Annotated in this window: 17 protein-coding genes and 1 pseudogene; 10 read left to right on the top strand and 8 right to left on the bottom strand. The window is 33.1% G+C overall.

The genetic code is table 11. From position 1 onward, the window contains the following. Positions 1 to 1,608 precede the first annotated feature (1,608 nt). Entirely contained in the window at positions 1,609 to 1,926 is a 318-nt protein-coding gene (gene grxC, locus F6K15_RS10225; RefSeq protein WP_293060423.1) for a glutaredoxin 3, read from the top strand. Between the two features lie 641 nt (positions 1,927 to 2,567). Here grxC and menD read toward each other — a convergent pair. Beyond that, positions 2,568 to 4,322, bottom strand: a complete 1,755-nt coding sequence (menD, locus tag F6K15_RS10220) for a 2-succinyl-5-enolpyruvyl-6-hydroxy-3-cyclohexene-1-carboxylic-acid synthase (protein ID WP_293060421.1) — start codon at positions 4,320 to 4,322, stop codon at positions 2,568 to 2,570. Between the two features lie 353 nt (positions 4,323 to 4,675). Between menD and F6K15_RS10215 the strand changes: the two genes are divergently transcribed. After that, positions 4,676 to 4,849 carry a hypothetical protein gene (locus F6K15_RS10215; protein ID WP_293060419.1) on the top strand — a complete coding sequence of 58 codons (174 nt, stop codon included), beginning with the start codon at positions 4,676 to 4,678 and terminating at the stop codon, positions 4,847 to 4,849. Continuing rightward, positions 4,836 to 6,188 (top strand): hypothetical protein, encoded by a 1,353-nt coding sequence (locus F6K15_RS10210; protein ID WP_293060418.1) that lies wholly within the window; start codon positions 4,836 to 4,838, stop codon positions 6,186 to 6,188. Before F6K15_RS10215 ends, F6K15_RS10210 begins: the two co-directional genes overlap by 14 nt. A 96-nt stretch (positions 6,189 to 6,284) precedes the next feature. Here the strand turns inward: F6K15_RS10210 and F6K15_RS38235 are convergent, their stop codons facing one another. The 6 genes and pseudogenes from F6K15_RS38235 to F6K15_RS10185 all read right to left on the bottom strand — a co-directional run bounded on the left by F6K15_RS38235 (position 6,285) and on the right by F6K15_RS10185 (position 12,496). After that, positions 6,285 to 6,659: an SUMF1/EgtB/PvdO family nonheme iron enzyme gene (locus F6K15_RS38235; RefSeq protein WP_363267658.1), complete on the bottom strand. Its 375-nt coding sequence runs from the start codon at positions 6,657 to 6,659 to the stop codon at positions 6,285 to 6,287. Further along, positions 6,616 to 7,761 carry a tetratricopeptide repeat protein gene (locus F6K15_RS10205; protein WP_363267656.1) on the bottom strand — a complete coding sequence of 382 codons (1,146 nt, stop codon included), beginning with the start codon at positions 7,759 to 7,761 and terminating at the stop codon, positions 6,616 to 6,618. Before F6K15_RS10205 ends, F6K15_RS38235 begins: the two co-directional genes overlap by 44 nt. 280 nt (positions 7,762 to 8,041) lie before the next feature. Further along, positions 8,042 to 8,170: a hypothetical protein gene (locus F6K15_RS10200; RefSeq protein ID WP_293060416.1), complete on the bottom strand. Its 129-nt coding sequence runs from the start codon at positions 8,168 to 8,170 to the stop codon at positions 8,042 to 8,044. 301 nt (positions 8,171 to 8,471) lie between these two features. Continuing rightward, positions 8,472 to 9,038 (bottom strand): annotated as a pseudogene (locus F6K15_RS10195) (Uma2 family endonuclease). A gap of 322 nt (positions 9,039 to 9,360) precedes the next feature. Next, positions 9,361 to 10,632 (bottom strand): 4-fold beta flower protein, encoded by a 1,272-nt coding sequence (locus F6K15_RS10190; protein ID WP_293060414.1) that lies wholly within the window; start codon positions 10,630 to 10,632, stop codon positions 9,361 to 9,363. 370 nt (positions 10,633 to 11,002) lie between these two features. Then, positions 11,003 to 12,496, bottom strand: coding sequence for an isochorismate synthase MenF (locus F6K15_RS10185; RefSeq protein WP_293060412.1), 1,494 nt, complete (start codon positions 12,494 to 12,496; stop codon positions 11,003 to 11,005). 770 nt (positions 12,497 to 13,266) lie between these two features. On the opposite strand from F6K15_RS10185, the gene F6K15_RS10180 reads away from it, so the two are divergent. The 3 genes from F6K15_RS10180 to msrB all read left to right on the top strand — a co-directional run bounded on the left by F6K15_RS10180 (position 13,267) and on the right by msrB (position 15,353). Further along, positions 13,267 to 13,425 (top strand): hypothetical protein, encoded by a 159-nt coding sequence (locus F6K15_RS10180; RefSeq protein ID WP_293060410.1) that lies wholly within the window; start codon positions 13,267 to 13,269, stop codon positions 13,423 to 13,425. A gap of 68 nt (positions 13,426 to 13,493) precedes the next feature. After that, complete coding sequence (menA, locus tag F6K15_RS10175; protein ID WP_293060408.1) at positions 13,494 to 14,390, top strand: 2-carboxy-1,4-naphthoquinone phytyltransferase; 897 nt, start codon at positions 13,494 to 13,496, stop codon at positions 14,388 to 14,390. Positions 14,391 to 14,954: 564 nt separating this feature from the next. Then, a complete protein-coding gene (gene msrB / locus F6K15_RS10170; RefSeq protein WP_293060406.1) occupies positions 14,955 to 15,353 on the top strand; it encodes a peptide-methionine (R)-S-oxide reductase MsrB in 399 nt (132 codons plus the stop codon). A 40-nt stretch (positions 15,354 to 15,393) separates the two neighbouring features. On the opposite strand, the gene F6K15_RS10165 is transcribed toward msrB, so the two are convergent. Beyond that, on the bottom strand, positions 15,394 to 16,611 hold the full coding sequence (locus tag F6K15_RS10165) for a transposase (RefSeq protein ID WP_293060405.1): 1,218 nt from the start codon (positions 16,609 to 16,611) through the stop codon (positions 15,394 to 15,396). Positions 16,612 to 16,868: 257 nt separating this feature from the next. Here F6K15_RS10165 and F6K15_RS10160 point away from each other — a divergent pair, with 257 nt between their 5' ends. From F6K15_RS10160 to F6K15_RS10145, 4 genes are all read left to right on the top strand, one after another. Then, on the top strand, positions 16,869 to 17,045 hold the full coding sequence (locus F6K15_RS10160; RefSeq protein WP_293060404.1) for an anacyclamide/piricyclamide family prenylated cyclic peptide: 177 nt from the start codon (positions 16,869 to 16,871) through the stop codon (positions 17,043 to 17,045). 189 nt (positions 17,046 to 17,234) lie between these two features. After that, positions 17,235 to 18,053 (top strand): 2-succinyl-6-hydroxy-2,4-cyclohexadiene-1-carboxylate synthase, encoded by an 819-nt coding sequence (menH, locus tag F6K15_RS10155; RefSeq protein WP_293060402.1) that lies wholly within the window; start codon positions 17,235 to 17,237, stop codon positions 18,051 to 18,053. Positions 18,054 to 18,823: 770 nt separating this feature from the next. After that, positions 18,824 to 19,771 (top strand): o-succinylbenzoate synthase, encoded by a 948-nt coding sequence (locus F6K15_RS10150; RefSeq protein WP_293060400.1) that lies wholly within the window; start codon positions 18,824 to 18,826, stop codon positions 19,769 to 19,771. Positions 19,772 to 20,416: 645 nt separating this feature from the next. Next, positions 20,417 to 21,910 carry a 2-succinylbenzoate--CoA ligase gene (locus F6K15_RS10145; RefSeq protein ID WP_293060399.1) on the top strand — a complete coding sequence of 498 codons (1,494 nt, stop codon included), beginning with the start codon at positions 20,417 to 20,419 and terminating at the stop codon, positions 21,908 to 21,910. The last annotated feature ends 1,011 nt before the right edge of the window (positions 21,911 to 22,921 follow it).

The raw sequence follows: 22,921 nt of genomic DNA, 5'->3' as shown, positions 1-22,921 counted from the left end.
TCCTAAAAGCCTTACCAATTAATCCTTTTGACTTTTGAGTTTTGAGTTTTGACTTCCGCGTAGGGGCACTAGTTTTTTTGCGGGTCACGCCTTGCCCTCCCGTTCACCCTAATGGGTATAATGGGAGACCCCTCGCGACATTTAGTTGGGCTTATAGTTCATAATCCCATGGTCAAAGACAAAAGGGAGCTGCTTTTTTGATTATATTCACAGCCGTTCACGCACCTCATTGATTAATCCAATGCTTGCAGTACGATACAAGCTTAAGCAAGATTCTTTGATGGTGATTTAGCCTTGAATTCTCAGCCTACTTGATTAGGCCATTAAGTATAAGGTCGATAATTATTAAATTTTGTCAAATATTTAGTAGCTCTTTTGTACAAATTCACAAAGATATTTGACATTGTTTAACTACATAAGACTATATTTATTTACAACGTTTATTATACTATATGGCAATAGACAAATAGGTTAGGACATAGAGTGATAACCATCTTTAGACAGGGGAATATTTTTCCTGCTTTTTAATGCTTCCTGCTATAAATAAATGAGATTTGCTTTCCCTCAAGTTAAATCAGCTAAAAGTTATTATAGGACTTACTCATAGGACTATTAAACTTCCGCTTATTTATGATTCAATTACAAGTAAAATTTATGCCTTGTGCTTTCATTAAATATTTATTAATTTAATTATGTCTAAATTACGCTGGCTAATTCTCAGTTCTTCTGCTTCTGGATTTGGTATTTGTTCAGTTTTATTCGCCATCTTTACAGTGTTTAATGAATTAAGTATTTTAAACGTTTTGGTGCTGATTTTGGTCTTAGTTTTTTTGATGCTTAATTTAGTATTTACAGCTCATTATTTTTCTCAAATTTCCCGAGAATTATACATTAGAGATAAAATGCAAACACAAATGAAGATGAGGGCTAAACCTACAAGGTATCGATATTAAATTTTGAGTCAATCATTACTGTAATTAATATAGTTTCGGGAATATGGAACCGACTATTTATAGTAAATATTTACTAAATTAGTATGATATTATATCTCTTTAATTAGCGATCAAAAAAACTATATTCTCGCTTCAATGGCAAATCTTTCTATTTTCCCTACTCCCCACTCCCTGCTCTCTTATTCTTAATATGAAATATCAAAAAGAATGCTACGAATAATCTTCCTGCTGAAAAGACTTTACCTAGAAATTTCGATTTGACTAAAAACAGAGTTTGACTCTAACTAAATGATATATAGGCTATTCCTAATGACTCGGTCTTCCTGGCTACTGACCGCTTGAAACACCCTAAGTATTTATAGCAAAAATTTTAGTATTTCATATTACTTTATTAGTACTTAAACAGACATAAAATAATAAATTAATCTTAGGCAAAATATTTGTAGATTATGTTTATAAAAAAAAGGGTAGTCCTGTAGTTATAGTGATATTTATAAGTAAATCCTTTTCACTGTCATCAACAAAACTAAAAAAATCACTACTTGCGGACCACTACCTAAAGCAGAATGTTATTTTAAATTGTTGCAATTTTCTAGAAAAATACGTTAAAAAGTATCTAAATTTGCTAATTTATTACTAGGGCTAATTACTAAAAATGTTTGACTTTATTAATCCTATTCTTGGTCGTCATCCAGAACAAATCAAGGCTAACGTTGAAATTTATACTTGGCAAACTTGTCCCTATTGTATCAGGGCAAAACTTTTGCTGTGGTGGAAAGGTGTCAACTATACGGAATACAAAATAGATGGCAATGAAGCTGCCAGAAATACTATGGCCGAACGTGCGAATGGATATCGTACTGTGCCACAGATTTTTATCAATGACCAACATATTGGTGGCTGTGATGAGATTTATACTCTAGATGGAAAGGGTGAGTTAGATCCTTTATTGAGTAAGCCTGCTGCTGCATAAATTTGGGATTATTTGAGAGTAGGAAAAAATTAAGTTATTATAGCGCTACGCGCTAGGGAATAGGGAACTTTCAACAATGAATAATTAATAATGAATAATTAATAATGAATAATTAATAATGAATAATTAATAATTAGGGTTTGCTGATTAAATCTCAAATAATTACCAGATAAAGGTTTTAGCCTTTTTAGGTATTGAAAAAGTACATGGTTTTCAGCTTTTCATGCTCAAAAAGGAGCGCATTTTTAGAAGAGTTGGGCAAAAAAATTCTCCCCTACTCTCCTACTCCTGAAAAAAGAATTTTTCAGCAGACCCTAATTAAGGCTTGCTGATTAAATCTAAAGGCATTGACAGGTAAAAGTTTTAGCTTTTTTTCGCTTTAAAAAAGTGCAAATTTTTAAGCTTGGATTACCAAAAAGTTAGGTTTTTGGGCATAATAATTGCAGAAAAATTAAGGGATAAAATATCTGACTACTTCCTCTATATTCATTCTGAATAAGACTGAAACACTTTTTCAGCTAAAACTCTTTCAAGGCAAGAAACCCTTGTCTCAATCTTAACTGGAATGACTATAGCTTAAAACTCAGACAAAGTAATACTTTTCCTTCTTCCTTCTTCCTTCTTCCTTCTTTCTTCTGCTATTACAATAAATCTGCTGCAAATTTATCTAAATTATCTAACCGCCATCTAGCATTTAGTTGACGGTTTGTTTGTAATTCTAAAACTCTTATTCCACTACTTGGTAGAGTATTTAAAAGTTGTTGTAATTGCTGCCAAGACGATATTTTCTGATATTCTACATCATAAGTATTACAGAGAGCAGCAAAATTAATATCTTGGGGAGTAGCAAAAAATTCTGTAAAAGGTGGTTCAAATTTAGCTATTGGTAGCATTTCAAAAATTCCACCTCCCTGATTATTAATCAAAATAATAGTTAAATGACCGACTAATTTATTTCTCAGTAAAAAACCATTAGTATCATGTAAAAGTGCTAAATCTCCTGTTAATAAAATACTACTTTGTTGACGATGAGCAATACCTAAAGCAGTTGATAAAGTACCGTCTATTCCATTTGCACCTCGATTGAAAAATGGCTTGATTTGGGAATTATTAGGAACCCAGAAAAATTCTACATCTCTGACTGGCATACTATTAGCAATAAATATTGGTGTACCTTTGGGTAATATTTGAGAAATTAACCAAGGTATTTTAGGTTCAAATATTTGATTAATTGCTGCCATTTTTTTGTCGATCGCCTCTCTAATTTTTACCTCAGCATTGCACCACAAATTTAAGTAATTGCTATCGGATTTACTAGGGAAAAATTTAGGAGTAAAAAATTGAGCTAGTTGTTCTACTGAAAGTCCTAAATGATTTGTCTTCCCATGGAGCGGGTCAAAATTATCACCGCTTTGATCGATGATTAATCGGTGAGGGTTAGTTGCTTCTAGCCAAGTTCTTAATTGTTTACTTGTTGGTAATTCGCCGATTTGTAAAACTATTTTAGGAATAAGTTTTTGTGCTATTTCCTGATTTCTTAAAATTAAATCATAAGTGCTAATTAAATAGGAATTTAACCGAGAATAGTTTCTTAAAGGAGATAAACCTTCAGCTAAAACTGGGAACTTGAGAACTTGAGAAATTTGAGCGATCGCTTGACAATATTTTTGAGGATTTTTGGGTTGTGCTAAACCTGCAATAATTATGCCTTTGCCAGATTGAAGTTGATTTTTTAAATCTAATGTTAAGTCAATATTTGGCAAAAATTCTGTTGTGAAAATTGGTTGTACTGTAGCAAAAAAGTTTTGGGGAAATTGTGCTTCTAAAGCAATAACTTCTGGTTGGGGTATAGGAGGTAAAGGGTCTCGAAAAGGAATATTAAAATGCACAGGTCCTGGTGTCGGTAAAATTGTTTTTTTCCAACCATGAATAATTGTTTGTCTTAAATATTCAAGTATTTTTAATTCTATAGAAGGCAAACTTAGTTCAACTTGCCAGTTGGGATAACTGCCATACAATTTAACTTGATCTATTGTTTGACCTGCATGACAATTTCGTAATTCTGGAGGTCTATCTGCCGTTAAAACTAATAGTGGGATACGACTTTCTTTTGCCTCTATTATGGCAGGATAAAAATTGGCAGCAGCAGTACCAGATGTACAAACTATTACCACAGGTTGATAATTTTTCCTTGCTATTCCTAGAGCAAAAAATGATGCAGAACGTTCATCAAGAATAGGAATAGTTTCAATTTTTGGATGAGTGGCAAAGGCAAATGTTAGGGGTGTGGAACGGGAACCAGGACTAATAATTGCTGTAGTTAATCCTAGATATTGTAATGTTTCTACTAAAATTGATGCCCAGACTGTGTTTATATTTCTAAAATCAATTCGCATTTTTGAGTTTTGAAGTACTTTTGCTTGCTAAAGCTAAAAAACATGGACTATCCAAGACTTATATCTACAAAATGTCTATATTTTTACGCCATTAATCTGTGTTATTATTAAATCTGTCTGCTAAGACCAGAGGATTTTAGCAACAATTATGGAGTGTTTGGCACTCGACTTTTCATCTCTAACGAAAACCCAGAGGGAATCCTAAACTCAATGTGTTTGAGCTGAACATTAACCTTCTTTGCCAGTAGACTTATGGAGGGTTGAGTCGGATTGCTTTTAGTCACCGATGAAGAGCGTTTCTAGGATTGTCTAGATTTTTAGAAGGTGTTATTTACTTTAGTTTCTGAATAGTCATGGCTAAATCTCACGGTTCCTTGACAGGAATAGAAGCCAAAATTGAATATCATCCTATCTTTGAGGAACTAGGAACATTATATGAATCCTGGAAACGTTCCGCTGTTAACTGGATGCAAACTGAGAAATTATCAGAATCCTCAGTAGAAAAGCGAAGTAATGAAAAAGTTTAACATTCAATGGGCTTATGCTGATTCAATTGCCACTGAAGCACGAACATGTTTAAACCAATTAAAAACAGCTAAAAAAAACCTAATTTCTAAATTAGAGTTACAAATAAGTGCTAAAACAACTGCGACAAAAAAACTCATCATTAAACTAGAAAAAACATTAAAATTAGCAACAAAAAAAGGTTTTCCACATATACAAGCCCGAAATAAATTTCAGAATCAATTGCTAGGTTTAAAGAGTAAAATTCAGAAAATAGCTAATCTGAAACGAAAATTAAAGAAGTTAAAAAACACAGAACGTCTACATATTTGTTTTGGTTCACAGAAATTATTTAACGCTCAACATAATTTAGCAGAAAATGGATATAAAACTATAGAGAAATGGAATGTAGATTGGAGAAAAAAACGCTCAGGAAGGTTTTTCTGTGTAGGAAAATCTCAGCCAGGGGGTGGAACTATGCTCAAAGTTGTACCATTACAAGACGATGGTAAGTATCAACTACAAGTTCAACTACCGAGACCATTACAGGATAAATATGGTCAAAAAATACAGTTAGAATTTAGTGTTTCAGATAGGAATGGGAGATATAGAGCAACAGATTTAGATTATGCCATCAATAGTTTAAAACCAATCACAATTTCTATTTTTCGTAGAGAACATAAACAGGATAATTGGTATATACATCTTTCAACTTATGTACCAGAAACACCAGTAGTTCATACAAGAAAAAATGGTTGTCTAGGTATTGATTTTAATGCGGAATCAATTTCAGTTACTTATGTGAAGTGGGATGGAAATATTGAATATTTAAAAGAAATCCCGTATAAATGGAAAAATAAAACTATAGGACAACGACAAGCATCCATGAGAAATATTGTTTCTCAAATTGTGTTCTTAGCAGAGTTTTTTGAATGTGCAATAGCCATTGAGTCTCTAGACTTTAGTAAGAAAAAAGCCAAGATGAGTGGATATTGTAAACTTTACAATGAAATGCTTTCCAATTTGTCTACAGGAATATTTAGAGAAACTATATTGTCACGTTGTAGAAGATTTGGAGTTGAATTAATCAAAGTTAATCCAGCTTTTACAAGCGTGATAGGAATGATTAATTATATGGGTAAATACGGCCTGAATAGTGGCACTGCTGCAGCTTTAGTAATTGGCCGTAGAGCCTTAAAATTATCAGAAAAAATCCCACAGTGTTTGTTGAGACCGGAGGATGTCAACAAACATGATTGGAGTCATTGGCGACGAGTTGCTAGTTTTATTAAACTACATCGTATCCGCAGGACTCAACTTTTTCAAGGTCGGAAAGCCCTTGAGGGTATCCGCTCCCCATAGTTTGTGGGCGGAACATCAACTTTCACAGCAAGTACACATTGAAACGGGTGAGTAATGAATCATTTGCAGTCACCGATGGCAGATGTCTAGCTTTGTCTAGTTTTTAAGAAGGTGGTTTTGAGTAATGGGATATTTACTCATATAAAAAGGTTGGAGAGTAACTTGATGTTGCGGACTTTCACTAGAGTATCTTTCCGCCTCATTTTTCGGCGACCCCATGAGAAAACTTCCCCCAGGAATATAAACCATTTCTAATTTAATCCCATTACCCAAGTCTTCAATTTTTTGCCTGGCACCTCCCTGGGTACGATTAATAATTTTGCCAGAGTTGTTGACAGTAACTACTTCAAAAGTAAAGACATCCCCTTTCGACTCCCGCTGCCTTTTTTCCTCAGCCTCTCTTTCTTGTATTTCCCTTTCTTCCCGCCTAATTTTTTTCCTCCTCTTGACGTTTAACTTCCTCCCAAACACCCAGAACAATATCTCGACTTTTCACCGCTTCATTCAAACCCAAATTTATCGCCCGGTCATAATCATCAAGTGCCTGCTGATATTCTCCTAATTTATAATAAGCATTACCCCGATAGTAATATGCCCGAGCGTGACTAGCATCTAACCCTATAACCTGAGTCAAATCTTCAACTGCCTCTCGATAATTTGTCAACTTAATATAAGTCAAACCTCGCCGATAATAACCATCAGCAAATTGAGGATTCAAATCTATAACGTAGCCAAAATCAATAATTGCCTCCTGATATTTTTCCTGATTAAATTTCTCAATTCCCCGCTGGTAACAAGAATTTATTACACTCAACTTTTTCTCCTTAGCCAAACCAACCAAGCAGCGATTAACCTTAGTAATAAATTCCCGATCCAGAGGCAGTAAATTTTCAGCCACTATGTCAAATTTTTCTCTACCATTCTCGACAGAAAGATAACGGGTATTTAGCCAAGACTCCAGGGAAAAATCTAACATTTGTTCTGCGAAAGTAGGATTAGATAAACCAGTCAAACCAAAAGCAATATCCGCAGCAAATTCTGGTACTAATTCCGAGCGGTCTTTTTCCATAGCTCTGAGACTTCCAATATAACTTTCAACTACCATTTGAAACAGGTGGTCTGCCAAACGTCGATCTATAGAAAATTCCGTTTCTAATTCTGGCAATAATTCTGGCAACTTCGGCGATAAGTTAGTGTGAATTAAATAATGAATGTCGGTAAATAGGGCGACAATAATATTATGATATGCTCCTAACAAAGCCGATAATTTGCCAAAATCTTTGCTATTAGTTTTGTAGTGACGTTCAAAATCTATTCCAGCTAATTTGTCTTGTTCAGATTTTCTATAAATCTGCAAATTTAAAAGATTATCTCCTCCATATTCTTGATTTATTTGTTGTTCGCTTCTGCCTTGCGCCAATAGTTTCTGTTTAATATTCGTTTGCCAATATAAGGCACGTTGAATAGCAAATTCATAGAGAATTTTGGGATAATGCAAATGAGAAATTATAGTTTTGTAGAAAGGATAAATTTCTTGTCCGCCACTCCAATAGGCAACTTGAATATTAATCAAATCTCCATATAATTTCTGATTCTGATTGAAAGTACCCCCGAAGCAATTTTAATTTCTGAGAGATTACTTTTCTAATGTTAGGTTTGTCTAGGCGATCGCCTCCACTCAAAATTCCTCAACCGAGATTATCTAGGTAAAAATTTCTCTACATTTTTTCTCCTCTCATTATTAATTTAGCAATTTGAGTAATATAAAATTTCTCCAAATTAGATGTAAATCTTATCTAAATGTTGGGTTTCGTTGCCATGACAGTAACATTAAAAATGGTGCGTCACGCTACCTACTCGACTGCGGGAAGTAAAGGTAAAACCATAATTTTTTTCTCCTGTAGTTTGAAATATTTAGTAGGTTCAAATAATTTGATAAATGTTGGTTTTTTTACCTCAATCAAACCTAGATTATCTGTCATTGCAAAGGGAATATTTCTGCATAATTTATGATTATTATTAAAAGTACCCCCGAAGCAATTTTAATTTCTGAGAGATTACTTTTCTAATGTTAGGTTTGTCTAGGCGATCGCCTCTACTCAAAATTCCTCAACCTAACCGAGATTATCTAGGTAAAAATTTCTCTATATTTTTTCTCCTCTCATTATTAATTTAGCAATTTGAGTAATATAAAATTTCTCCAAATTAGATGTAAATCTTATCTAAATGTTGGGTTTATCCTCCGAATAAGCTGCGAATATCGTTCCTCGACCTAACCTACGGCTAAACAGATAAAATTTTATCTACTGTTAATTGTAAATCTGAAAAAATACCAGAAATAATTACATCCCGATCGCTAAATTCTTCTGCTTCATAAAACCCATTTACCAAAGTCAACACAGATATTTTTTGTGCCTCATAATCAACTATCCAATATTCAGGAATTTCTCTAACAGCATATTCCGATCGCTTAAACCGATAATCATCATCTCTATTACCAGGACTGACAATTTCTACTGCTAAAATAGGAGCATAATCTAAAATAGCAGTAGTCATATTTTTGAGTAATTCTGTTTGTTCGGAAGTAATAATTGTTAAGTCGGGAATGCGAGATTTATTAATAGCAGTTCTAATGCCGATATTTCCTGGCATTACCTGCCAAGGAGCATTTATTCTGATAATTTATCGATAAAATTCCTGAAATAAAAAAGTCAAAATTAAAGCATGAATTCCACTAGGAGGTGTCAAAGATATAAGTTCTCCATTCACTAATTCATATTTATTATCTGTACTATCTTGATATTGCGAATATTCAGCAAAGGTGTAAATTTTTGGTTTAGTTTCAATCATTTGTCAGTCATCAAGAAAGTTATACCAATTTCATAAAATATTGTTACAGTGAGGACACAGGGAACAGGGAACAGGGAACAGGGAACAGAGAAAAAACATAAATATTAAAGAGGAAAAAAGGTGGAAATTTTAGAATTTATGGAATTTATAATTTTTTCTTTTAGGAATAAATCACAAATTAAGATGTAACTGCCTTTTTTGAATTTGGTATTAAATTGGAAACGTATAGGTTTGGTCTCCAAACCCTCCAAACTCCATAAATATTTGAGGTTGAATTAAGTTATTTTTTCTTTCCTCCTTCTTCCTTATTCCTTCCCAAAAATTAATTTGCTCCACCATAATAAGAACACAATAAATAGGCAGCAGCACCAACCACTCCTCTGCTAGTATGGTACACTTTACAACCTCCATTATTATAAACATTACCGTTATTATCTACCCAACCAACTGCATGATTATGGTTATCATAAACTTTGCCGTCTGTACCTGCATATCCTAGATAATTATAACCAGAATTATAAACTTTACGACCTTTTAAATAACCTACATAATGACCATAGCGATCGCTACTTGTATGTAGGTCAATATGACCTGAATTATCTATAGTTGTATAAGGATATTTATCGTCAGAATAATTATATGCAGCAGTGGTGGATGAATGAAATTCCAAACGATGACTAGATAAACCAATATTTTGACTCTCAAAAGTATGAGAACTTAAACTTAAATTATTTTGCTCATGCTGAAAATTAGAAATTTCTGGTGTTAGAGCATGAGAGTTTACCCCAGAAATTTCTGTACCAAAATTTTGATGTTCAAATTGCTGCTGCTGATGGAAATTATCGGTCAAATTCTGGTTTAAATCTTCATTTATCTCATCCAGGGTTGAGGATAAATCATCATTGTTAAGTAAACCAGAATTGTCACTAATACCACCATTTTGATTTGCCAAATTATCGGATGAAAAATTATTTTGAGCAAAGTCTGGATTTTCCCCTAAACCCATACTTGAATTTTGATAGTGGAACTGTTGTTGCTGATGGAAACCATCGGTCAAATTCTGGTTTAAATCTTGATTTATCTCATCCGGAATTGAGGATAAATCATCATTGTTAAGTAAACCAGAATTGTCACTAATACCACCATCTTGATTTGCCAAATTATCGGATGAAAAATTATTTTGAGCAAAGTCTGGATTTTCCCCTAAACCCATATTGAAATTTTGATAGTCGAATTGTTGTTGCTGATGGAAACCATCGGTCAAATTCTGGTTTAAATCTTGATTTATCTCATCCGGAATTGAGGATAAATCATCATTGTTAAGTAAACCAGAATTGTCACTAATACCACCATCTTGATTTGCCAAATTATCGGATGAAAAATTATTTTGAGCAAAGTCTGGATTTTCCCCTAAACCCATATTGAAATTTTGATAGTTGAACTGCTGTTGCTGATGGAAACCATCGGTCAAATTCTGGTTTAAATCTTGATTTATCTCATCCATGGTTGAGGATAAATCATCATTGTTAAGTAAACCATAATTATCATTAATACTGCTATCTTGATTTGCCAAATTATCAAATAAATTGTTCATAGTATGACCTGCTAAATAAATAGAATAGTTGTATTTCTAGCAAAGAAAAAGTTGGTTAGGACAGAGATTGATAATGAACCTGAGAGGATATCTGAAAAGTTTTTTGATACTGAATTTTGCCCCCCTGGCCCCCCAACTTTGGGGGGAACAAGATTCAATTTGCTTCTAAAAGTACCCCAAAATTGGGGGATTTAGGGGGCTTAGATGTGGCATAAGGGACTTCTCAGACAACCTCTGAAACAGAGAAAAGCTTTTACCGAATAATTAAGGTTTAAAGCCTCTCCTTTAAAGGAGAAACAAGAAAAAATTTTCCTTTTTAGGGAGAGGTAATGATCAATTATCCATTATTGAACACTGTTCCCTACTTTAATTAAACTAAAGCTTTTAATAAAGTCTGAAGTTTTAGTTGAACTTCTGCTAATTCTTTCTCTGGTTTTGAACCAGCAACTATGCCTGCACCTGCAAAAAGTCTGGTGCGGTCTCCGTCTATTAATGCTGACCTAATACCTACAACAAATTCTCCATTTCCTTGATAGTCTATCCAACCTATAGGTGCTGCATAAAGCGATCGCTCGAATGTTTCAAAATTATGTATTTGTTGTTTAGCTGTATCTCTAGGAACTCCTGCTACTGCTGGGGTGGGATGTAGTTCTGCTAGGATTTCTAATATATGAATATTTTGGGAAATTTCTGTTGTAATTGGTGTCCATAAATGCTGAATATTTGACAATTGTAATAAATGGGGTTGAGGTGGGTAATGAGGATTTAATCCTAAATCTTGGAGATGTTTAATAATAAAATCTATGACAAATTGATGTTCTCGTAAATCTTTTTCACTGCATAATAAATTCTTGGCTAATTTGATGTCTTGAGTGGAGGTTTTACCTCTGGGTGCTGAACCTGCTAAAGCGTCTGTAATTAATTGGTTATTATTAATACTAATTAACCTTTCTGGACTTGCGCCTATGAAGTTTTGACCTTTGCCATTACTGGTAGAAAATACATAGCAGTCTGGATAAATGAATCGTAAGTTATTTAAAGACTGAATTAAGTTAACAGGGGTTTGAGAATATATATCTATGGCGTGGGCTAAAACTATTTTTTTTAAAGAATTTGAGTTAATCAAATCTAGAGCGGAAGCTACCGATTTTTTAAAGTCCTGTAAATGATTGGGATTAATTTTACGAAGATTTCCGTGAGGCTTAATTAAACTTGATAAAGAAGTATTATTTATTTGAGTAATTTGCTGGTATTTCTGCCAAATTATCTGGGAAATATTTTTAATATTTATAGATGTAGTGATAACTGTATTAATAACAAGTATATAGCGATTATTTTTCTGAGTAATTTGCCACTGTGGTAAAAATATAGTTGCGGAAGGAAAGTGAGGGTTTATAGATGGTTTCTCCTGATAATTACCATTTTGAGAAATATGTAGATTGATTGGGGAATCTTGTTCAAAGAAAGTAAAACTACAAAAAAAGTGAGGACCTGAAAATGGTAAATGTGTTGCACCTAAAACAATTGTATTGTTAAGACATGACTGAATAAAAGATCGAGCTTGTGAAAAACGGTTCCCACTCGTAACAGTCAAGTGGGTAGCAGCATCTACAGCAGCGATCGCCAAAGTATTTTTGTCAGTATTTGTTTTTCCAATAACTTGTTTTTCTAGATAAAAATGTAGTTGATGGGGTTCACAAATTTCCTGCAATACTGTTAGGGGATCTACTGGTAATATTTCCACAGAAATACTAATGACTTTTTTCTGCACCTTTTTTGTTAATGTCTGTTGACAATTTAACAGAAACTGATGCAGGTCCTGGCAGCTTTGAAATAGATTAACAGAAGTAGGTATTACAGGCATGAAAACTAATGAATAGGAAATTGTCACTGAATATTAAGAGAGAGTGATTGGTAGGGCTGTTCAATTCCTAAAGGCGACCCAATTTATCCCCTAGTTTTAATTAAGATTATCACCTTTATTTACGTTAGATTTATTGTCAAAATTAAATTTTTTTTCCTCCTTTTATTTGTGTTTCTCTTTACTGTTCTCTTTTTGAGACTTTTATTTTACATATTGTTAGCGCTAGGATCTTGCCAAGAGCTTTAAGTTTGGTTTTACCATATTTAAGATATAATAGCAGTCCTAAGTAAGTAGGTATAAATAAATATCAAATATCAAACTAAAAGACAGGTATGAGGTAGGGTGAAAAAAATTGCTTAATTCCTTGTTTAATAAAGATTTTCTATAAAGTCTTAATTTGACCTACCTACTTAATTCTTTTTTGTAAAAAATCCCAAAATAGATAAAAAGTCTAAAACTCTTACCTTTTCTAGAGCTATTACCTAATTCCAAGATATTTTACACAACCACTCTGATAACTGCCATGTAAGTCATAGAGGATTATTTAGGCAAGTATCAAGGCCAAATCTAATTAAATGTAAAGGAAAAATAAATTAAATTATTTTTTGTTAAGTTTTATGCATAACTCGGAAATTAGAGTCTTCACAGAGGAACAATTGTTGTGAGCGAAAAATATTTCTGAAGTATGTTTATCATTATCTAGAGTTAGGATTGAGAAGTTTGTCACAACTCATTAAACTATAAAAATCAACGTCAGCATTTCCTGCGGAATGCTGCGCAAACAGCAGTCAGCTATCAGCTTTATTACCTTTAAAGGAGAAAAAAGTAATTTTATCAAAGCTTCAGAGTACGAATATCTGGTTGAGAATGTAGTAGAAATTAAACGAATGCTTGCTTTATTAATTAAAAAGCTGATAGCTGACCGCTAATAGCTGAATACTTACAAATCAACTTCCATAACTATTGCTACAATCTAAAGATTAATTATCAAATTAAGATGACATTTCAAACAATAAATCAATCTCAAAAAAAATTATGGCTAGCTGCCATCAAACTACCTATGTATAGTGTAGCTATTATGCCTATATGGGTAGGTACTGCAATAGCTTTCTGGGAAAAAAATTCGATTAACTGGTCGATTTTTTCAACATTTATTACATCAGCAATTTTAATTTTGGCCTGGGAAAATATTAGTAATGATGTATTTGATTCAGAAACAGGTATCGATAAAAATAAACATCATTCTTTAGTAAATTTGACAGGAAATAAATCTTTGATGTTCGTCCTGAGTAATTTGTTTTTACTGTTAGGAATTTTAGGAATTTCAGGAATTAGTTGGTGGCAAAAAGATGTAACGGTAATTGGATTAATATTATTGTGCTGTTTTTTGGGATATATTTATCAAGGTCCTCCTTTTAGATTAGGATATCAGGGCTTAGGAGAAATTATCTGTTTTTTTGCTTTCGGTCCTTTGGCAATTTCTGCTGCTTATTATAGTCAAACTAAAAGTTGGTCAATGATAAGTTTGACCGCATCAATAATTATTGGAATTACTACTACTCTTATTCTCTTTTGTTCTCACTTTCACCAAGTAAAAGATGACTTAGCAGCAGGGAAGCGATCGCCTATTGTGAGAATGGGAACTAAAGCAGGTTCTCAATTATTAAGTTGGTCTTGTGGTATTGTTTTTGTTCTCATTTCTATCTGTGTAGGTTTAGGAATTTTCCCAGTTTGGACTCTGTTAAGTTTTGGTGGTTTACCATTTGCTATTCAGTTATGTCGCCATGTTGGTAATTATCACGATCAACCAGAAAAAGTTAGTAACTGTAAATTTATTGCTGTTTATCTACATTTTTTTAGTGGATTATTATTTGGTTTGGGATTTATGATCTAAACATGAGATATGAGGAGCAATTAATAATTAATAATTAATAATTAATAATTAACAATTACCTCTTCTTTAAAACGGATAGGATGAGTGCATCTCAATATTTGCAAAAATACTTTTTTCCTATATATTCTCTGTTGCTTTCCGGAGCTGTTGCCTAAAAGCGATAAATTTTTGGCTTTATTCACGCATTGAGATGCACCAGATAGGATTGACTAATTATGAAAATTTTTCTTCTCTTGGTCGATTGGATATGGCGATGAGACCTCGCCATCCCACCCTTCGGGAAGCTACGCAACGACCGCTTATTATCCCCTTAAAAGGGGAGGCTTTAAACCACAATTTTTCGGTAACAGGGAAAAATGGGAAAAATATTTCCCTGTCTAAGATTTATCATCACTCTTGTGTTCTCAGTAACTCAATATTTTCTATATAATTTTCTGCCCAAGGAAAAAGACAATCCTCAGAACGCTTAACAATATGTTACAATTAGTCAAGCATGACAATCTATAGCACTTAAAAATTAATTGTTGTGCTCAAAAATAATCTGTGAATAGGAATATTAAAAGTATGGTTAGTAAAGTTCAAAAAAGTGAAAAAGAATGGAAAGAACAACTCACACCAGAACAGTTTAATGTAACTAGAAAGAAGGGAACTGAAAGACCATTTACAGGGGAATATCACAACAATAAAGAAAAAGGAATATACAAATGTGTTTGTTGTGGTGCTGACTTATTTACTTCCGAAGAGAAATATGATTCTGGCACAGGTTGGCCGAGTTATTGGGCACCGATTAATCAGGATAATATCAAAGAAGAAGCTGACTGGAGCTTATTTATGCGAAGAACAGAAATTCTCTGTAGTAATTGTGATGCTCATCTTGGTCATGTTTTTCCTGATGGTCCTCCACCAACTGGATTGCGTTATTGTTTGAATTCTGCTGCACTGAAGTTTGTTAAGTCTGATTGACGTTCTCTTCTGCCTAAAGGCAAGAGGATTCTAAATATCACTATTTAGACTTTCTCTTTCGTCGAGTCGGCTTATCTGTTTGGGTTTCCCCATCCAGACAGAGGCCAGTCTCTCCAGAGATGTTACTTTCCCCGCGCCCCGGGGTAGTTGATAGTTGCTTGAGAGCAGATTGGAGAATATTAATTGCGGCATTTTCGTCCCGATCTGCTTCATAACCACAGTGGGGACATTTATGGGTTCTAGTGCTTAAAGTTTTGCTTACTTTTTTACCGCAGTTCGAGCAGTTTTGAGATGTATTGAATGGCTCAACTGCAATAACCGGAACTCCATAAATTCTGCCAAAATATTCCAACCATTCCCTAAATTTGTACCAAGCTGCATCATTAATTGATTTGGCCAGATGATGATTTTTAACCATGTTACGCACTTTTAGGTTTTCTATCGCTACCAAGTCGTTAGACCGGATGACGCGCTGTGCTGCTTTGCAAGCCCAATCGTTACGTCTGCGTGATACTTTGAGATGCTTTCTACCCAACTGATTCCTTGCTTTTATCCTGTTTTTGCTACCTTTTTTAGTACCAGATAAACGCTTCTGTAGCTTTTTGATTTGGCGCTCATCTTTTCTGAAAAACCGAGGATTATCGACTTGATTACCTTCAGAATCGGTGTAGAAATGATTTAAACCTACATCTAATCCCGTTTGTTTTCCTGTTAATTCTTTTTTTTCCTCCCTAGTGTGGTCAATCAAAAACTGAGCATAATAACCATCATGCCTTCTAATTATTCTGACTCGTTTAATTTGTTTGAGTTGATAATAATGAAGGTTGCGACTTCCCCATAGTTTAAAAGTACCAGCCTCAAATTTATCCGTTAAAGTCAAATAACGTCTATCTTCTGAAAGTTTCCAACCAGAGGTTTTATATTCAACCGATGCTCTGAGCTGGTATTTTTTAAACTTAGGATAGCCTTTCTTTCCTGGGATTTGATCTTGGCAATTCTTATAGAATCTTTCAATAGCTGCCCAGCCTCTCTCGGCGTGAGCTTGTCTTGCCATTGAATTCAGCTTTTTTGCCCAGGGAAAATTGAGGTTATCTGCTAAGATTTTACAGTATTTGTAGGCATCACTACGACTCTTAACCTGCCCGTCAATCCATGCTTTGATGATGCTATTGCGGACAAAACGTCCAGTACGAATAGCTTCATCCAGCTGTTCGTATTGGACTTTTTCTCCTTCTAATTTCATCTCATAAACCAGCATGGTTTTATTGTTTTTACCTACGATAATGTTGTAGCATTAAAAGCCAGAAAATGACAACTAACTTGGCAAAAAAGCCGTCCTGAAAGGACGGGGCTTTAAACCCATTTTTTTCGGTAACTTTAAAAACTATCTAAAATAAAAGTTTAAAGTTACTAAAATTAAAGATATATCAAAAAAAATATTAAGAAACAGTTGACAATTTAAGTAGTGTAGCGATAATCTAAAATTGTAAAACTCTTTAACATGGAGAAAGCACAATGAAAAAAGAAAAGAAAAATCTTCTACCTCAACTATCTGCACCAGTCCAACGACAAATAACAGGTCAAGAAGTAACAGCTGAAAGCTCAAATAATGGGATAGCTTCATCTGTATGGGGTATTCAGGAGCGTGGTGACGGAGTTTATTTAACTTTTGCAGGAGATGATGCAGAGTAAAGCTCTTAAATAATTACATATCTCAGAATACTTCAAAATTTTTTCTCTAACTTTATCAGTTTTCATTAATTTTAAATCATGCAAAAGTAAATGAGTCTAGAGAAAAATAACAAAGGTAGTAAAAAATTAAATATCTGTGAATAATCTACCGCCCATTCTTACCCTATCTAGGGTTTTTTTTTGACAAAATTGGCAGAAATATCTCGTTATTATCAACTCAACTATTATTTAACAGGTAAAACTAATAAGCCTGTTATTCTATTACTACATGGATTTATGGGAAGTAGTAATGATTTTGTCGATTTTATTCCCCAGTTATGTAAATATTTTTGTTGTCTAACTGTTGATTTACCTGGACATGGAAAAACTATAGTTACTGGCAGTGATGGGTATTACGATATGGAAAATACTGCCATAGGATTGATTCATTTATTGGATGAGTTGAAAATTGATAATTGTTATTTATTTGGTTATTCAATGGGTGGCAGATTAGCTTTATATATGGCAATTAATTTTCCCACTAGATTTAATAGGGTGATATTAGAATCAGCTTCCCCAGGATTAAAGACTGAAGTTGAGCGATCGCTCCGTTGTCAATCAGATTTAAGGTTAGCTGATAAGTTAGAAAATAGTAATTTTCAAGAATTTTTATCTAATTGGTATAGTCAAGCATTATTTAAATCTTTGAGGCAAAATAATAGTTTTGAGAAAGTCATAGAAAGACGGTTAGAAAATAAACCATTAGAATTAGCAAAATCTCTCCTAAATTTGGGAACAGGCAATCAACCTTCTCTCTGGGATAAATTATCAAATCATCAGATTCCTACTTTATTAATGGTGGGAGAATTTGATGATAAATTTCAAGCTATTAATTTAAAAATAGTAGAATTATGTCAGGTTGTTCATCTGAAAATAATTCCTGAATCTGGTCATAATATTCACTGGGAAAATCCTCAAAAATGGATTGAAAGTCTGATAAATTTTTTAGTAGAAGGAAGTAAGAAGTAGTAGCTCAAGTAGGTATAAACTTCATAGAAACTATAAAGTCAGTTGTCGAAGATATGGTGGTGGTGCATAGTAATGGTAAAAATTAGGGGGAGCGATAATTTTTTCACCACTTACTATCAAAATATTGTTGAATATCTAGGAGAATAAATATTTGGGTAAATCTCAAATTTTTTTCTTAAACATTACTATGACTATGCAAGACTACCGAAGATATTATTCTCGTAAAAAGTAACCTTTTCCACACTCATCTAATTTTATAAATGCAGATTTAGCAGTTGCTTCATCTCAAGCAATAGCTAGGAAAAATTGTATATATTTAGATTCAGAAATAGTTTCATAATTATCAGCCTCAAGGTAACTGAAAATAGCATTAGCTTTGTTCATTAATGGATAATGGATAATTACTTCTCCCTTTTAGGGATAGGATTGACCAACGCCGAAAAAATTTCTTTTTTTCCCCTTGAAAGGGGAGCCTAATAAAGCTGAATTGTTTAATTATTTAATTATTTAATTATTAATTATTCGGTAATATGGGATTCCTAAATTTATCGTGAATTAGAAACACAATCGATATATACTTTGACAATTTTTTAGTATTTCTGAAGACTTACTTTTCTATCACAATTAATATCAGTAGGTTGACAGTATCGTAATTGAGCAAGATTTTTAGATTTAGCCTAATTTAATTAATACTGCTATAAAATCTCTCTTTACCTTGTAAAAAAGAGACAAAGAGGTTAAATTTTTCAAAGAAAACTTTCCCAAAAATTATGCACTACCAAATAAAATTTTTCCTCTACAAAAGGAACTTTAAACAACCCCTCAAAACCAGTCATGGTATCTGGGATATTAGAGAAGGAATTATTTTACAACTAACCAGCGAAACAGGGAAAATAGGTTTAGGTGAAATTGCTCCTTTGAGTTGGTTTGGCTCTGAAACTTTGTCGGAAGCTTTAGATTTTTGTCACCACTTACCAACAGAAATTACAGTAGAAACAATTTTATCTATTCCTGAAAGTTTACCTACTTGTAAGTTTGGTTTTGAGTCAGCTTGGGAAAATCTTAGGGAAAGAGAAGTAGATAAGAAAGAAGAATCGAAAAACTCTAATTTTTACAGTGCTTTATTACCAGAAGGAGAGGCAGTTCTAGAAGTTTGGCAACAACTATGGCAAGAGGGATATCGTACTTTTAAATGGAAGATAGGAGTTAGTAAAATTAAAACGGAACTACAAATTTTTCAGCAGTTAGTTAAAGCACTTCCTACAGAAGCAAATCTCAGATTAGATGCTAATGGTGGATTAACTTTCGAGGAGGCAAAACAATGGTTAGAAATATCTGAAAATTTCAATTTAATTGAATTTATAGAACAGCCTTTACCTGCTGATAAATTTGAGGAAATGTTGAAATTAAGTCATCAACACTCGACTCCTATTGCTTTAGATGAATCTGTTGCCAACTTCAGTAAAATGCAACAATATTATCAACAGGGTTGGCGAGGAATATTTTCGATAAAACCTGCTATTTTTGGTTCACCTTCGCAACTCCGTAATTTTTGTAAAAATCATACTATTGATGTAGTTTTTTCTTCAGTATTTGAAACAAAAGTTGGTAGAAAATCAGCACTACGACTGGCGATAGAATTACAACCAAATCTACTCAAAAATCGTGCTTTTGGTTTTGGAATTACCCATTGGTTTGATGAACAAGAAGAAATATGACAAGATAATTTATGAATCAAATTTTTAACTATCTGAGTGCAAGTAGTAATTTACCGAAAAATTGTGGGTATGAGCCTCCCTTTTTAAGGGGATAAAAAAAGAGAATATTTGCCAAGGTCAAGCCTCCTTATTACAGAGGTATTGATAACTGATAACTGATAACTGAAATTACCCATTGGTTTGATGAACAAGAGGAAATATGGCAAGACAATTGATGAACCAAATTTTTAACTATCTGAGTGCAAATAGCAATCGAATAATTGGTAATAATACCGTTTCATGGAAGTCAAAAATTAAAAGTTAAAAGTTAGATTTTATAGGATCAAAACTTTGATGCACTCAGTAATTTCAGGAAATTATTTCACATTTCAGTATAAGATAATTAATGTAGCCTAATTTGATTAAATTAGTATAAGTAGGTAGGTATAATTAAACGTTAAAAAAATTGTAGGGGCGGGTTTAAGCGAAAGACTTGAAGTAAGAGCTTCTAGTTCTCAAAACCTGCCCTCTTTATTCCATTTAGTATTTGAAACAAAAGTTAGTAGAAAAAAAGCACTATGACTCGCGCAGAATTACAACTAAATCTACTCAAAAATTCCACCTTTTGCTTTGAATTACCTATTGCTTTGATGAACAAGAATAAATATGACAAGACAATTTATGAACCAAATTTTTAACTATCTGAGTACAAATAGTGATTTACTGATTAGTAATGAAAGTAGCGTCCTCTATTCCATTAGTCAAAAAAAGTTTGATTACTTGAGCGAAAAATTTCATTCAGAATCTGCACCAAAGATATTTATATCAGAATCAAAATCAACAGAATTTATTACAAGTTTCATTGCTGCTGTTGCTACTGGTTTTCAAGTCTTTCTATGTAATCCAAATTGGGGGAAACATGAATGGGAACAAGTATTAGAATTAGTACAACCAGACATAATTTTTGGAAATACTCCCGACGAAAATTTTCTAGGGTCATATATAGATAACAATGATGTATCTCCTGAAAATAGCATCTCTCTAAAATCAATACATACTAATAATAAAACCAAGGAAATTTTTCCAGAAAATTTGATTATGATTCCTACTGGTGGCTCATCTGGAAAAGTTAAATTTACCATTCACACATGGGAAACATTAATAGCATCAGTAGAAGGTTTCCAAAAATATTTTCAAGTACAACAAATTAACTCATTTTGTGTTTTACCCTTATATCACGTCAGTGGTTTAATGCAGTTTATGCGCTCCTTTACTACTGGAGGAAATTTAGTAATTTTGCCATCGTATAAAGAAATTTTCGACAAAAAAGAATGGAATATTAATCCCAATAAATTCTTTATTTCTCTAGTACCAACTCAGTTACAAAAGCTGATACAAAATTCAGAAACAGCCAAGTGGTTATCTAATTTTCAGACAGTTCTTTTAGGTGGCGCACCTGCTTGGCAAGAATTATTTGATGTAGCCAGAAAATATCAGATTAAATTAGCACCTACTTACGGAATGACTGAAACTGCTGCTCAAATTGCTACTCTTAAACCGGAAGATTTTTTGACAGGAAATAATAGCAACGGTCAAATTTTACCCCACGCAGAAATTATGATTAAAAGTGAAAATGGCGATATTTTAGGCAAAAAGAAAAAGGGAATTATTAACATCAAAGCTCATTCTTTAGCATTAGGGTATTATCCCAACTTATTTAATTCTTCTGAAACTTTTGTGACGGATGATTTAGGATTTTTGGATAATCAAGGTTGCTTAAATATAGTAGGTCGTCGTAGTCAAAAAATTATTACTGGTGGGGAAAATGTTTTTCCGGCAGAAGTAGAAGCAGCTATTTTAGCAACTGGATTAGTTATTGATGTTTGTGTAATAGGTTTACCCGATAAATATTGGGGTGAAATTGTTACTGCTGTTTATGTTGCTGATTACTTAGAAGTTTCTGTAGAAAAGTTTCTGGCTGCTATTGATGGAAAATTGAGTAAATTTAAACAACCTAAATATTGGGTTAAAGTTGAAAATTTACCTCGTAATTCTCAGGGTAAAATTAATCGGGAATTGTTAAAGAAAATAGCAATTCAGAAGGAAGAAGGAAGAAGGAAGAAGGAAGAAGGAAGAAGGAAGAAGGCTTTAGTTATCTAGGAAAGAGGAAAATCTTAAATTGCCTAAATTTTCAGCTTTTGATATTTCGGCAACTTTCCTTTCAGAAGGAAAAAGGAAGAAGAAGGCTTTAGTTATCTAGGAAAGAGGAAAATCTTAAATTGCCTAAATTTTCAGCTTTTGGTATTTCGACAACTTTCCTTTCAGAAGGAAAAAGGAAGAAGAAGGCTTTAGTTATCTAGGAAAGAGGAAAATCTTAAATTGCCTAAATTTTCAGCTTTTGGTATTTCGGCAACTTTCCTTTCAGAAGGAAAAAGGAAGAAGAAGGCTTTAGTTATCTAGGAAAGAGGAAAATCTTAAATTGCCTAAATTTTCAGCTTTTGGTATTTCGGCAACTTTCCTTTCAGAAGGAAGAAGGAACAAGAAGGCTTTAGTTATCTAAAAAATAAGAAAATCTGACATTGCCTGAATTTTAAGATTTTGATATTTCGGAACCTTTCCTTTCAGAAGGAAGAAGGAACAAGAAGGCTTTAGTTATCTAAAAAATAAGAAAATCTGACATTGCCTGAATTTTAAGATTTTGATATTTCGGAACCTTTCCTTTCAGAAGGAAGAAGGAACAAGAAGGCTTTAGTTATCTAAAAAATAAGAAAATCTGACATTGCCTGAATTTTAAGATTTTGATATTTCGGAACCTTTCCTTTCATAAGGAAGAAGGAACAAGAAGGCTTTAGTTATCTAAAAAAGAAGAAAATTTTACATTGTCTAAATTTTCAACTTTTGGTATTTCGGCAACTTTCCTTTCAGAAGGAAGAAGGAACAAGAAGGCTTTAGTTATCTAAAAAAGAAGAAAATCTTACATTGTCTAAATTTTCAACTTTTGATATTTCGGAACCTTTCCTTTTTGACTTTTTAACTCATACTAATTCAAGCTCTAATTAAACTGAGACCTGACTGCTGAATGCTGAATGCTTACATAATCTTGCTCTTGACTAAGCAAAAATATTTAATTCTAAACCTATAGCTATAGATAGTTAAATGTCACTCAAAATT

This window comes from Okeania sp. SIO2B3, from assembly GCF_010672525.1.
Taxonomy (GTDB): domain Bacteria; phylum Cyanobacteriota; class Cyanobacteriia; order Cyanobacteriales; family Microcoleaceae; genus Okeania.
The sequence above is the reverse complement of the archived record's forward strand: the minus strand, read 5'-3'. Positions and strand labels throughout refer to the sequence as shown.

Coding starts and splice junctions, on each gene's coding strand:
- grxC (WP_293060423.1), top strand. CDS start 1,609: ATGTTTGACTTTATTAATCCTATTCTTGGTCGTCATCCAGAACAAATC.
- menD (WP_293060421.1), bottom strand. CDS start 4,322: ATGCGAATTGATTTTAGAAATATAAACACAGTCTGGGCATCAATTTTA.
- F6K15_RS10215 (WP_293060419.1), top strand. CDS start 4,676: ATGGCTAAATCTCACGGTTCCTTGACAGGAATAGAAGCCAAAATTGAA.
- F6K15_RS10210 (WP_293060418.1), top strand. CDS start 4,836: ATGAAAAAGTTTAACATTCAATGGGCTTATGCTGATTCAATTGCCACT.
- F6K15_RS10200 (WP_293060416.1), bottom strand. CDS start 8,170: ATGACAGATAATCTAGGTTTGATTGAGGTAAAAAAACCAACATTTATC.
- F6K15_RS10190 (WP_293060414.1), bottom strand. CDS start 10,632: ATGAACAATTTATTTGATAATTTGGCAAATCAAGATAGCAGTATTAAT.
- F6K15_RS10185 (WP_293060412.1), bottom strand. CDS start 12,496: ATGCCTGTAATACCTACTTCTGTTAATCTATTTCAAAGCTGCCAGGAC.
- F6K15_RS10180 (WP_293060410.1), top strand. CDS start 13,267: ATGCTGCGCAAACAGCAGTCAGCTATCAGCTTTATTACCTTTAAAGGA.
- menA (WP_293060408.1), top strand. CDS start 13,494: ATGACATTTCAAACAATAAATCAATCTCAAAAAAAATTATGGCTAGCT.
- msrB (WP_293060406.1), top strand. CDS start 14,955: ATGGTTAGTAAAGTTCAAAAAAGTGAAAAAGAATGGAAAGAACAACTC.
- F6K15_RS10165 (WP_293060405.1), bottom strand. CDS start 16,611: ATGCTGGTTTATGAGATGAAATTAGAAGGAGAAAAAGTCCAATACGAA.
- F6K15_RS10160 (WP_293060404.1), top strand. CDS start 16,869: ATGAAAAAAGAAAAGAAAAATCTTCTACCTCAACTATCTGCACCAGTC.
- F6K15_RS10150 (WP_293060400.1), top strand. CDS start 18,824: ATGCACTACCAAATAAAATTTTTCCTCTACAAAAGGAACTTTAAACAA.
- F6K15_RS10145 (WP_293060399.1), top strand. CDS start 20,417: ATGACAAGACAATTTATGAACCAAATTTTTAACTATCTGAGTACAAAT.